The following is an 11,748-nucleotide window of genomic DNA, read 5'->3' on the forward strand; positions in this document are numbered from 1 at the left end:
AGCACGCATGATCTGCCGGATCCGGCGCGTCTCACATCCGCTCGAAGCCGCGGCTCAGCTCCCAGTCGGTCACCGCCGCGTCGAACGCGGTCAGCTCGACCTGGGCCATGTTGGCGTAGTGGCCGACCACCTCGGCGCCGAACGCCTCCCGGGCGATGTCGCTGCCGAGCCAGAGCCCCTGGGCCTCGCGCAGCGTGCCGGGCACCCGGCCGGCCGTCGCGTCGTCGTAGGCGTTGCCGGTGAACTCGGGTTCCAGCTCCAGCTCGTGCTCGATGCCGTAGACCGCGCCGGCGACCAGCGCCGCGATCGCCAGGTAGGGGTTGACGTCGCCGCCCGGCACCCGGTTCTCCACTCGCATGCCCTGGCCGTGGCCGGCCATCCGCAGCGAGCAGGTGCGGTTGTCGACGCCCCAGCGCAGCGCGGTGGGCGCGAACGAGCCGGGCTGATAGCGCTTGTACGAGTTGATGTTGGGAGCGAACAGCAGGCTGAACTCGCGCAGCGTGGCCAGCAGCCCGGCCGTCACCCGCTGCCCGATGACGCTCAGGTGCGCGGGACCGTCGCCGAGCATGGCCGAGCGCCCGTCCTCGCCACGCAGCGAGAAGTGGATGTGGCAGGAGTTGCCCTCGCGGGCGTTCGGCTTGGCCATGAAGGTGAGCGCCATGCCCTCCTGGGCGGCGATCTCCTTGGCGCCGTTCTTGTAGATCACGTGGTTGTCGGCCGCGGTGACCGCGTCGGCGTAGCGGAACGCGATCTCGTGCTGGCCGAAGTTGCACTCGCCCTTGGCGCTCTCCGGCTGGAGGCCGGCGCCGTACATCTCGTTGCGGATGCGGCGCAGCAGCGGCTCGACCCGGGCGGTGCCGAGCATCGAGTAGTCGACGTTGTATTGATTGGCCGGGATCAGGTCGCGGTAGTGCTTGTCGAAGGCCTGCTCGTAGGTGTCCTTGTAGAGGACGAACTCGAGCTCGGTGCCGGCGAACGCGGTCAGCCCGTGCGCCGCCAGCCGCTCCAACTGCCGCTGCAGGATCTGCCGGGGCGACGCGTAGACCGGGTCGCCGTCGGTGGTGAACAGGTCGGCCAGGACCATCGCGGTGCCCGGCTGCCAGGGCACCTTGCGCAGGGTGCTGAAGTCGGGCCGCATCACGAAGTCGCCGTAGCCGCTCGACCAGGACGACATCTCGTAACCGTCGACGGTGTTCATGTCGACGTCGACCGCGAGCAGGTAGTTGCACCCCTCGCTGCCGCCGCTGGCCACCTCGTCCATGAAGTAGCGGCCGTGCAGGCGTTTGCCCTGCAACCGGCCCTGCATATCGGTCAGGGCCAACAGCACGGTGTCGATGCTGCCGTTGTCGACGGCGACGTCGAGCTCCTCGAGGTCCATGGCAGAAGTCCTTCGCAGACGGCGGTGGGGGACGGGCGAGCGCCCGTCCCCCGGGAGCAACTACATCATTCGGTCGGCAGGGTCGGCTCGCCGTGTGCGGCTTTTTCGATCAGGTTCTGCCGCGGTCCGGTGAACCAGTTCTTGGCGCTGGCCAACCACCAGATGGTCGCGGCGCCGACCACGACCGCCACCGCGACGATCGTGTAGTTGAAGTTGGTCGCCGAGATCGGACCGGCCGTCGGCAGCACGAACAGCACACAGATGATCAGTACCCAGACGATCGCGATCCAGCCGATCGGCGCACTCCATTTGCCGAGATTCCACGGCCCCGGCACGAAGTCGGGGTTCCGCCGGCGGAGGAAGACCGGCGCCACGTACGCGATGTAGAGGCCGATGACCGCGATGGACGTGGCCGCGAGGTACGCCGTGGTGTTCCACAGCGAGGGCAGCACGAGGATGACCGACAGGGTCACGCACAGCCAGATCGAGTTGGTCGGCGTGCCGGTCCGCGGGTTGACCTGCTTCCAGAGCCGCGAGCCGGGCAGCGCGCCGTCGCGGGCGAACGCGTACGACATCCGGGAGTTCGCGGTGACCGAGGCCATGCCGCAGAACCACTGCGCGACCATGCAGATGAACAGCAGGAACGTGCCGGTGTTGTGGCCGACCGCGTCGATGAAGATCTGCGCGGGCGGCAGTCCGAGCGACGTGGTCCGCTCCGCCTCGTAATCCTGAATGGACCAGGTGATCGCGACCAGCAGCACGAAACCGGCGATCACCGAGACGACGACGGACAGCACGATGCCGCGCGGTGCGGCCCGGGAGGCGTCGTGCGTCTCCTCGGCCACGTGCGCCGACGCGTCGTAACCGGTGTACGTGTACTGCGCCATCAGCAGTCCGATGAGGACGGCGTAGACGCCCGCCCCGGCGAAGGTGAAGCCGGTCGCGTTGTGCACCTCGGTGAAGACCTCGGAGATCGGCTTGTGCTGGTCCGGGATCACCGTCAGCAGCACCACGATGACGGCCACGCCGACCAGGTGCCACCAGGCACTGACATCGGAGAGCAACCGGACCAGGCTCACGCCGAACGTGTTGAGCAGGCCGTGCACGATGATGATCACCAGGAAGATCAGGAACGTCCTCCCCGGCGTGACCTCCATGTCGAAGGTCAGGCTCAGGAACGCCGCCGTGGTGATCGCCGCGCCGAAGTCGATGGCCGCCGTGACGGCGACCTCGCCGAGGAAGTTGAACCATCCCACGAACCAGGCCCAGGCGGCCTTGTTGCGCTTGGCCAGCGCGGCCGCCCACCAGTAGAGGGCGCCGGCCGTCGGGTAGGCCGAGCAGACCTCCGCCATGGCCAGGGCCACCACGGTGACCATGATGCCGACGAAGAGCCAGCCGAGCGTGATGGCGAGGGGGCCACCGGCGGTCATGGCGATGCCGTACGACGTGATCGCGCCGGCGAGGATGGAAATGATCGAGAAGGAGACCGCGAAGTTCGAGAAGCCGGAGAGTCGGCGATGCAGTTCCTGCTGGTAGCCGAGCTGGGCGAGACGTTCTTCGTCGGTGCTGGGTGTGGGGTTGACGCTCATCTGCGACTCCCTTGACCGAGGGGGGCGCTGTGACCTGGGCCACCGCGTGCCGTGATGATCTCGCCGGGTTGTTACGCGCGTCAATGATCAACGTTAATTGCGTTGCCGGTGATGCCCGCCAACCCGCACACTCATCCGCAGAACGGACACGACACGCGAGCCCTCGGCAGGCTTCGCGACACGCAGGGGCTGTCCAGTCGCCCCTGCTCCCGCGGCGGTGCGGGGCGCGGTCACCTCTCTCAAGCGCGGCTTTGCCGCGTCCGGCGCCCGCTCCGCACCGCCGCTCTTACTTCTAGCCACCAGCGGTCAGACGTTTTGTCCGAAAAATCTACAGCCGCGGTACTAGAAATAACGCCGCGTCAGGCATAGTCTTTCTCCAGTCGGCCACGCACAGCCGACAAGCAACTGGCAGACCCTGAGTTGGCTAAGGAGGACGAGATACCGCAGCAACGCGAAATCGCAACGTCCCCGACCCGACAAGAGGTGATCGCAGCCGATGCCCATCACTCAGGCCGTCCGTTAGCGGCACGCAGACGGACGACCGCATGCGCCGACGACGGTCGGCATCAGAATTGAAAAGCCAGGGCCCCGGTTACCCGCCGGGGCCTTGGACTGTCTCCCTGACCGAAACCACCCCCGGAAAGGCAATGAGCACGACTTTTGACGACGCCGACTACCCGGCGTACACCATGGGCCGCGCCGCCGACATGATCGGCGTAACCCCGGCCTTCCTGCGCAGTCTCGGCGCCGCGGGCCTGATCGAGCCCGAGCGCTCCCTCGGCGGCCACCGCCGCTACTCCCGGCACCAGCTCCAACTCGCCGTCCGCGTCCGGCAACTGCTCGACGAGGGCGTCCTGCTCACCGCGGCCTGCCGCATCGTGACCCTCGAGGACCGGCTGGCCGCGGCCCACCGGCACATCCTCGAACTCGGCGGCAGCATCACCGAGGGCGACGACGCTTCCCAGCCCACCAAGACGACGGCCGCCTAACCCACTCGCCGCACGATGGCGAGAAGTGACTCCTCGACGTCCTCGATCGGGCGTTCCGGCTGGAACACCAGCCAGTCGACGGCCACCACCAGGCCGACGCCGAACAGCGCCGCCGAGGCGACCCGCACGTCCAGGTCGCCCGGCAGATCGCCGGAGTCGACGCCGGCCTGCACGGTCTCGGCGATCACGCCGATCGCCTGCTCGCGCAGCAGGATCAGGGTCTGGTGCCACTCCCGGTTGGTGCGCCACATCTCGGACAGCAGCAACTGGGCGAACGCCTGGTAGCGACGGATGTACTCCAGCTGGGTGCGGATCAGCGCGCCCACCGCCTCGCGCGGCGGCAGCCCCTCGACCGCCTGCCGGAAAGCCGCGGTGAGCAGGCCGATGCCGTGCCGCAACAGCTCCTCGAACAGGTCGTTCTTCGACTTGAAGTTGTAGTAGACGGTGCCCTTGGCGACCTTGGCCCGCAGCGCGATGTCGTCCACCGTGGTTGCCGAGAAGCCCTGCTCGGCGATGAGCTCGACGGCCGCCTCGTACAGCCGCTGCCGGGTGTCCTCCCGCCGCCGGCTCCTGCCGTCCGTCACCGTCGCCCCGCTCCCTCAGATGGCCAGCTCGGGGTGCAGGGCCGACGGCGTCAACCGCCGCGACCGGTACGCCACGAGCACCGTCAGCACCAACGATCCCAGGCCGTAGGCGAGCAACGCCACCACCCCCGTGACCACCGGCCCCGAGGCACCCCCGTCGACGGCGTGCCGGACGGCTTCCACCACGTACGTCATCGGTAGCAGCGGGTGGATCGCCTGGAAGAAGCCCGGCGTGGTCTGCACCGGATAGGTGCCTCCGGAGGAGGTGAGCTGCAGCATGAGCAGGGCGAGCGCGACGATCCGGCCGGGCGCGCCGAGCGCGGCCCCGATCAGCTGCATGAGCGCCGCGAAGGCCGTGGCCGTGAGCAGCAGCAGTCCCCAGGTCAGCAGCGGATGGACCGGCGACAGCCCGAGCCCGAACCGGACCACCGCGTAGAGCAGCGTGGCCTGGGTGAGCCCGACCGCCACGGCCGGCAGCAGTCCGGCGAGCGCGACCCGGGGTGCCGGCGCGCCGGACATCAGGTGCCGCCGGTTCAGCGGGCGCAACACCATGTAGGTGATCATCGCGCCGACCCACAGGGCCAGCGCAAGGAAGTAGGGCGCGAAGCCGACGCCATAGGTCCCGGCCGGGTTGCGCACGCTGCGGTCCAGCGAAACCGGATCGGCCAGCACGTCGGCCCGGTCCGACGGGTCGTCGCCGTAGCTCGGGATCTGGTCGGCGCCGTCCGCCAGCCCCGATGCCAACCGCGTCGCACCACCCTGCAGCTGGCCGAGCCCGTCGGCGAGCTGATGCCCGCCGGTGGACAGCGTGCCGAGACCGCCGTCGAGCTGCTGCGCGCCGGTCCTCAACCGGTAGACGCCGTTCGTGATCCGGGCAGCGCCGTCGTGCAACTGGTCGGTGCCGGTCTGCAGCTGCTTCGCGCCGGCGGCCAGCTGGTTCAGCCCGGCGGCGAGCTGGTCGACCCGGCTGCGCGCGGCCTGGATGTCGTCGGCCAGGTGCGGCGCGGCCGCCGCCACCTGCCGGGCCGTCGACGCGACCTGCTCGAGCTCGGCGCGCAGCCCGTCCAGGTCGGCCTGATCCACGGTGTCCTGCACTTTCTCGGCCGCGGTCACCAGACTCGCGGCGAGCGCCTTCGCGTCGGCCAGCCCGGGCGTGTCGGCGGGCAGCCCGTCCAGGTAGTCCCGCAGCTGCTTGGCATCGTGCACGGCTTGACCGGCGGCGCTGTCGATGGCGCCGATGTTGGCGGCCAGGGTGTCCGCTCCGGTCGCGACCTGGTTCGCCGCGTCCTGGATGGTGTCGGCGTTGTCCCGCAGCACCGGCACGATCCGGTCGGCCGCGCCGTCCACCGCGGTGGCCAGCTGCCTACCCCCGGCGGCCGCCTCGGCGGTGCCACCGGCCAGTTGCCGCGCGCCGGTGTTCAGCTCGGCGAGACCGTCGGTCAGGGTGTTCAGGCCGGCGGCGGCGGTGCCGAGCCCGCCGGCGAGCTGCCCGGCCCCGTCGTGCGCGTCGTCGATGCCGCCGGACAGCCGGCCGGCTCCGCTCTCGGCGTCGGCCACGCCGCTCTCGACCTGGGCGGCACCGTCGGCGGCCTCCTGGGTCCGGGACTTCAGGTCGGTGAACCCGATCAGCATCTTGTCGTAGTAACCGGCCGACGCGCTCGCCGCCGCCGCGGCCCGCACCTCGTCGAACGCGGTCCGGGCGAACACACCGGACAGATAGTTGGTCGAGTCGTCGCTGACCGCGGTGAGCTGCGCGGACTCGGCGGTCACCGCGTCGTCCGGCCCGGTCACCAGATCAGCCGAGAAGTCCGCCGGGATCCTCAGCAGAATCTGATATTTGCCGTTTTCCAGGCCTTTCTCGGCGGCCGACTCGTCCACCACATGCCAGTCGAAGATCTGCCGGTCGATCAGCTCGTCGGCCAGGTCCTGGCCCGCGTGCACCGTCGTGCCGTCGGTCGCGGTGGCCGTCCGGTCCTCCACCACGAGGGCCGCCGGGATGTGATTCAGGCGGCCGTAGGGATCCCAGAACGCATACAGGTACAGGGCCCCGTACAGCAGCGGAACCACCGCCAGGACCGCGAGAGCCGCCGCGGTCAGCCGGCTCCGCAGAAACCTCCGCAGCTCCAGCCCCGCCAGCGACAACGTCGAAAAGCTCACCGCTCCCCCTCATCGGCGCCGGCTTCGCCGTCCGCCTTCTCTTCGCCGCCGGCCGCGGCTTCCTCTTCCGGCTTTTCGCGTACGGCCTCAGCACCGTCCTTCGCGGACGGTGCGCCGCCCCGAGAGTCGAGCGGGCGGTCGGCACCGGAGTGCTCGGACGGCTCGGACGGCTCGGACGGCTCGGACAGCTCGGACGGCTCGGGTTCGGCCGCCGCTTCGGGCATTTGCTCGGCGCCGGCGTGGCCGGAGCCGAGGTCGATCACCGTGCTCACGGCCGACCGATCGACTTCGCGGGCGGTGAGCACCACGGCCGGGCCGCTCGCGGCGATCTGGGTCAGGTGGTGCAGCAGGGCTGCCTGCTCGCGCTGGTCGAGGCCGTCGTCCAGGCCGTCGAGCGCGATCACCGCGGGCCGTTCCAGCCGGGCCAGCACCAGGCCGAGCAGCTGCTTCTGGTACGGCGAGAGGTCGCGGCCCCTCGCGTGCGGGTCGAGCCCGTACAGGTCGACGTCCGCGGCCTCGCGCCGACGCCGGCCGAGCAGCGACAGCCGCTCGCGGACGTGCTCGGTGACGGTGAACACCGGTTCCGGCTCGGTCACCTCGGGCACGTAGCCGAGCGCCACCCGCCCCTCCGCCGTGACCTGCCCGGCCGCGAGCCGGAACCGTTTGGCCAGGCTGAGCAGCACCGTCGTGCGCCCGCTGCCGGGCGGCCCGACCACCGCGACGATCTCACCCGGCTCGACCGAGACGTCGAGGTCGCGAAACAGCCAGTGACGATGCCGGCGGACGCCGACGGCCCGGGCGGTGAGCACCGACATGACCGACTCCCTATTTGAACTGACCAGTCAGTGCAAAAACATACCCGGGAAGGAGATCTATTCCACGCCGCGGTGGTAGACCTCACTGGGGCAGGCCAGGCAGGATCGAACGCATGTCGATGCGATGGGGCATGACCGTGCCGTTGAGTGGAGTTCCGCTGTCCGGCCACCAGGCCGTCTACCAGGCACTGGCGGACGCCGGCTTCACCGACCTGTGGTCCTCGGAGGTGAACGGCACCGACGCGTTCACCCCGCTCACCCTGGCCGCGGCCTGGCAACCACGGATGCGGCTGGGCACCGCGATCGCCCCGGTCTTCACCCGCGGTCCCGGCCTGCTCGCGATGACGGCGGCCGCCCTGGCCGAGGCCGCCCCCGGCCGCTTCCAGCTGGGCATCGGCTCGTCCTCACCGGTGGTGGTCGGCGACTGGAACGCGGTCGACTTCACCGAGCCGTACGCCCGCAGCCGCGACACGCTCCGCTTCCTGAAGGCGGCCCTGGCCGGCGAGACGGTCGACCACGACTACGGCACGTTCGCCCTGCGCCGCTTCCGCCTGGAGCGCCCACCGGCCACGCCACCGCAGATCCTGCTGGCCGCGCTGCGCCCCGGCATGCTCCGCCTGGCCGCCGCCGAGGCCGACGGCGTGATCCTGAACTGGCTCTCCCCCGCCGACGTCCAGACGGCCCTGACCGAGACGAAGGCCGCGGGCGAAGATTTCGAGGTGGCGGCCCGCATCTTCGTATGCCCCACCGAGGACGCCGACTACGCCCGGGCGATCGGCCGCCGCCTGATCACGGCCTACCTGACCGTCCCGGCCTACGCGGCTTTTCACCGCTGGCTGGGCCGCACCGAAGTCCTGACCCCGATGTGGCAGGCATGGTCGGCCGGCGACCGCAAAGCCGCCCTGGCCGCAATCCCGGACAGCCTGGTCGACGACCTGATAGTCCACGGCCACCCCGACGAGTGCCGGGCCAAGGTCGAGTCCTACGCCGCGGCCGGCATCAAGGTCCCGGTGATGGCCCTGCTGCCGACCCCGGCCTTGGAGTCCGGCGGCTTCCCCACCCTGATCGAGACCCTGACCGACCTGGGCGCTCGCGGCTGATCTCCGCGTCCCGGGCCGGAAGCCCGCGACGGCCCGGTGTTGCAGATGGCCGCCGCCGCGGCGGTTCGGGGTATTGCGGTTGGGGCAGCCCGACGGCGTATTCAAATAAAGCTGGAACGACGGAAAGGCGCACCCCGAGGGATGCGCCTTTCTTCGTCTGCCCCTTGATTTACTCGCTGTCGGCGAGGATCGCGTAAAGCTTGCGCTTGGTCTCGCTGAGCACCTCGAGCGCCTTCTGACGCTGCTCCGGGGTGCCGCTGAAACCGACCTGCCGCAGCGCGCCCATGATGCCGACCGCCGCATCGCGGAAGTCCTGCACCTGGGACATGGTGTCGTCGCCGATGCTGGCCCACGGCGGATTCTGAGCGGCCGTCTCGGCCTCGGGGCGCCCGGCGTCGGTGAGGTGGTAACTCTTGCGGCCGCCGGATGCCTCGGGCTCGATGAGGCCCTCGTCCTCCAGGAGCTGGAGGGTGGGGTAGATCGAGCCGGGGCTCGGCCGCCAGATGCCGTTGGTGCGGGCGTCGAGCTCCTGGATCATCTCGTAGCCGTGCATCGGCCGCTCGAGCAGGAGCGCGAGGACCGCGGGGCGGACGTTGAGCCGGCTGCCACGGCCGCCGCGGCGATGGCCGCGCTGGCCGGGACCGAATGGACCGCCGCCGGGGCCGAAGCCTGCGCCGAAGTCGGGGCCGCCGGGCCCGAACGGGAAACCGAAACCTCCGCCGCGCATGCGACGGCCGTGACCGGGGTGACCCTCAGTTTGGAACCTCATGACTATCTCCGTTCTGTTGTCGATAGTTTGACGATATATCGGCAACGCATCGGATGCAAGGGTTTCTTGCGGAGAGGGGGTTGCGGCACGTGTCAGCAGGCCCGGATCTGGCAATGTGATACCTGTGCTGACGGTGCCCATTCGCCAGCTCGGGGAGTCCGAGCGTGCGGCGGTCGAGCGGATCCTCGATCGCGATCCCTACGCGGGCGCCCAGATCGCCGAGCGGGTGGCCGCCCACGGGCTGAACTGGTGGCGCTCCGACGGCCGCATCTTCGGGTACGGGACGGGCCGGAAGGTCGAGTCGATCATCTGGTCGGGCGCTCATCTCGTGCCGGTCTGCTCGACGCCGGCGGCCACCGCGGCCTTCGCCGACATGCTCGGCTCCGAGCCGCGCATCTGCTCGTCGATCATCGGCCGGTCGGAAGCCGTCCTCGATCTGTGGGACCGGCTCGGCGGCTACTGGGGGCGGGCCCGTGACGTGCGGCCCAACCAGCCGCTGCTGGTCGCCGACCACGATCCGGCCATCGCGCCCGACCCCGAGGTGCGGCTCGTGCGGCCCAACGAGGTCGACGCGCTCTTCCCGGCCGCCGTGTCGATGTACACCGAAGAGGTCGGCGTCTCGCCACTGCTCGACGACGGCGGGCGCGGCTACAAGCGGCGCATAGCCGAGCTGGTCAAGGGCAAGAGGGCCTACGCGAGGTTCGTCGGTGACCGGGTGATCTTCAAGGCCGAGCTGGCCATCGTCACCCGGCGCACGACACAGGTCCAGGGCGTCTGGGTCGATCCGGAGTTTCGCGGGCGCGGCCTGGCCGCCCCCGCGATGGCCACCGTCGTGCGCGACGCGCTGCGCCGGGTGTCACCCACGGTGAGTCTCTACGTGAACGACTACAACGTGGCGGCCCGGCACGTCTACGCACGGTGCGGATTCGCCTCGGCCGGCTCGTTCGCGACGGTGCTGTTCTAAATTACGCGGTCGGGGTCAGGTCGCGGTCGCGCTGACGCTGGCGCGGGATGCGCTCGGTGAGGACGGTGTCCTTGCGGACCCCGCGCAGGGTCAGCAGGCTGGAGAACAGGCCGGCGAAAACGCCCACCACACCGATCGCGATCGCGGTGGCCGACGGCAGCACCAGGCGGATCGTGCCGCGCGGGTCCAGGTCGCCGAAGTCGGCCGCACCCCAGTCGGCCACGGCCGCGATGGTGCCGGCCACGCCCAGGGCGATCACCGACAGGCCCAGCGCCACGCAGCGTTCGAAGCTCAGCCAGCGGGTCCATCGACTCAGGTCGCGGTCGCGGACCAGGCCTTCGAACCGTCCGTACAACTCGGCGTAGCCACCGAACAGGATCAGCTGGAAACCGACCAGGACCGCCACACAGGCGTACGCCAGGGCGTTGATGTCGAACTCCACGCCGCCGATGGCCCGCGGACCGGTGGCCAGCGCGACCGTGCTGACCAGGCCGACCAGAAAGATGATCAGGCCGGGCCAGACCAGCGTGCGGCGCGGCGCGAACACCAGCAGGAAGCGCAGGTGCCGCCAGCCGTCGCGCCAGGTGCGCAGGTGCGGCGGGCGGCTGCGGCCGTCGGGACGCAGCGTCGTCGGCACCTCGGCCATGTCGTAACCGGAGAACTTGGCCCGCACCACCAGCTCGGAGGCGAACTCCATGCCGGGCATGCACAGCTGGAGCTCGCGGATGCGCTCCCGGTGGAAGCCGCGGATGCCACAGTGGAAGTCGTTGACGCCCTTGAGCCCGATCAGCGCCCGGCCGAGCCACGACAGCACCGGGTTGCCGAGGTAGCGGTGCAGGGGCGGCATGGCGCCGGGCATGATGCCGCCGCGGAACCGGTTGCCCATCACCAGGTCGTGCCCGGCGCGCAGGCCCTCGACGAACGGGCCGAGGTTGGCCAGATCGTAGGAGTCGTCGGCGTCGGCCATGATGATGTACTTGCCGCGGGCCTGCTCGATGCCGTTGAGCAGCGCGCCGCCGTAACCACGGATCGGCGCGTGCACCACGCGGGCACCGGCCGCGGTGGCGATCGCCTGCGAGCCGTCGGTCGAGCCGTTGTCGCTGACCAGCACCTCGCCGCGGACGCCGAGCTCGGCCAAGGAGCCCAGCGCCTTGCGGACGCAGACCTCCAGCGTCTCGGCCTCGTTGAGGCAGGGCAGCAGAACGGTGACCTCTAGGTCATCCGGAGCTTCCGGCATGTCAGCTATCACTTTCGGCGGGTTCGGGGGGTTTGGCGGTGCCAGCGTAGAAGGCACCGCCAAACGACCAAAGATTCATCTCCGGTACAGGCCCGCGAAACTAACACGCCCCGAATCAACCTCACAGCCCGCGATCGGGTGTTCATCCCGTTTCGCGGATTACCGA

At 70.1% G+C, this 11,748-nt stretch carries 10 protein-coding genes; 3 read left to right on the forward strand and 7 right to left on the reverse strand.

Features of this window, described 5'->3' with window-relative positions; genetic code table 11:
- Positions 1 to 31 precede the first annotated feature (31 nt).
- Both Ato02nite_RS06430 and Ato02nite_RS06435 read right to left on the reverse strand, forming a co-directional pair.
- Positions 32 to 1,378 carry a glutamine synthetase family protein gene (locus Ato02nite_RS06430; protein WP_213005443.1) on the reverse strand — a complete coding sequence of 449 codons (1,347 nt, stop codon included), beginning with the start codon at positions 1,376 to 1,378 and terminating at the stop codon, positions 32 to 34.
- Between the two features lie 65 nt (positions 1,379 to 1,443).
- Positions 1,444 to 2,967, reverse strand: coding sequence for an amino acid permease (locus Ato02nite_RS06435; RefSeq protein WP_213005444.1), 1,524 nt, complete (start codon positions 2,965 to 2,967; stop codon positions 1,444 to 1,446).
- A gap of 647 nt (positions 2,968 to 3,614) precedes the next feature.
- Between Ato02nite_RS06435 and Ato02nite_RS06440 the strand changes: the two genes are divergently transcribed.
- Positions 3,615 to 3,956: a MerR family transcriptional regulator gene (locus Ato02nite_RS06440; RefSeq protein WP_213005445.1), complete on the forward strand. Its 342-nt coding sequence runs from the start codon at positions 3,615 to 3,617 to the stop codon at positions 3,954 to 3,956.
- On the opposite strand, the gene Ato02nite_RS06445 is transcribed toward Ato02nite_RS06440, so the two are convergent.
- The 3 genes from Ato02nite_RS06445 to Ato02nite_RS06455 are packed head-to-tail and all read right to left on the reverse strand — an operon-like array spanning position 3,953 to position 7,512.
- Positions 3,953 to 4,540 carry a TetR/AcrR family transcriptional regulator gene (locus Ato02nite_RS06445; protein ID WP_213005446.1) on the reverse strand — a complete coding sequence of 196 codons (588 nt, stop codon included), beginning with the start codon at positions 4,538 to 4,540 and terminating at the stop codon, positions 3,953 to 3,955. The two genes, Ato02nite_RS06440 and Ato02nite_RS06445, sit on opposite strands and share 4 nt — an antisense overlap.
- A 15-nt stretch (positions 4,541 to 4,555) precedes the next feature.
- Entirely contained in the window at positions 4,556 to 6,697 is a 2,142-nt protein-coding gene (locus Ato02nite_RS06450) for a YhgE/Pip domain-containing protein (protein ID WP_213005447.1), read from the reverse strand.
- Positions 6,694 to 7,512, reverse strand: coding sequence for an ABC transporter ATP-binding protein (locus tag Ato02nite_RS06455; RefSeq protein ID WP_213005448.1), 819 nt, complete (start codon positions 7,510 to 7,512; stop codon positions 6,694 to 6,696). Before Ato02nite_RS06455 ends, Ato02nite_RS06450 begins: the two co-directional genes overlap by 4 nt.
- A 131-nt stretch (positions 7,513 to 7,643) precedes the next feature.
- Here Ato02nite_RS06455 and Ato02nite_RS06460 point away from each other — a divergent pair, with 131 nt between their 5' ends.
- Positions 7,644 to 8,612, forward strand: coding sequence for an LLM class F420-dependent oxidoreductase (locus Ato02nite_RS06460; RefSeq protein ID WP_213005507.1), 969 nt, complete (start codon positions 7,644 to 7,646; stop codon positions 8,610 to 8,612).
- A gap of 169 nt (positions 8,613 to 8,781) precedes the next feature.
- On the opposite strand, the gene Ato02nite_RS06465 is transcribed toward Ato02nite_RS06460, so the two are convergent.
- Positions 8,782 to 9,381 (reverse strand): PadR family transcriptional regulator, encoded by a 600-nt coding sequence (locus Ato02nite_RS06465; protein ID WP_213005449.1) that lies wholly within the window; start codon positions 9,379 to 9,381, stop codon positions 8,782 to 8,784.
- Positions 9,382 to 9,505: 124 nt separating this feature from the next.
- On the opposite strand from Ato02nite_RS06465, the gene Ato02nite_RS06470 reads away from it, so the two are divergent.
- Entirely contained in the window at positions 9,506 to 10,345 is an 840-nt protein-coding gene (locus Ato02nite_RS06470) for a GNAT family N-acetyltransferase (RefSeq protein ID WP_213005450.1), read from the forward strand.
- A gap of 1 nt (position 10,346) precedes the next feature.
- Here the strand turns inward: Ato02nite_RS06470 and Ato02nite_RS06475 are convergent, their stop codons facing one another.
- Entirely contained in the window at positions 10,347 to 11,582 is a 1,236-nt protein-coding gene (locus Ato02nite_RS06475) for a glycosyltransferase family 2 protein (protein ID WP_213005451.1), read from the reverse strand.
- Positions 11,583 to 11,748: the final 166 nt, after the last annotated feature.

Source organism: Paractinoplanes toevensis (genome assembly GCF_018332695.1).
Lineage (GTDB): Bacteria > Actinomycetota > Actinomycetes > Mycobacteriales > Micromonosporaceae > Actinoplanes > Actinoplanes toevensis.

Bases quoted from the DNA above. Each gene is read 5' to 3' on its own strand.
- Ato02nite_RS06430 (WP_213005443.1), bottom strand. From the start codon at position 1,378: ATGGACCTCGAGGAGCTCGACGTCGCCGTCGACAACGGCAGCATCGAC.
- Ato02nite_RS06435 (WP_213005444.1), bottom strand. From the start codon at position 2,967: ATGAGCGTCAACCCCACACCCAGCACCGACGAAGAACGTCTCGCCCAG.
- Ato02nite_RS06440 (WP_213005445.1), top strand. From the start codon at position 3,615: ATGAGCACGACTTTTGACGACGCCGACTACCCGGCGTACACCATGGGC.
- Ato02nite_RS06455 (WP_213005448.1), bottom strand. From the start codon at position 7,512: ATGTCGGTGCTCACCGCCCGGGCCGTCGGCGTCCGCCGGCATCGTCAC.
- Ato02nite_RS06460 (WP_213005507.1), top strand. From the start codon at position 7,644: ATGACCGTGCCGTTGAGTGGAGTTCCGCTGTCCGGCCACCAGGCCGTC.
- Ato02nite_RS06465 (WP_213005449.1), bottom strand. From the start codon at position 9,381: ATGAGGTTCCAAACTGAGGGTCACCCCGGTCACGGCCGTCGCATGCGC.
- Ato02nite_RS06475 (WP_213005451.1), bottom strand. From the start codon at position 11,582: ATGCCGGAAGCTCCGGATGACCTAGAGGTCACCGTTCTGCTGCCCTGC.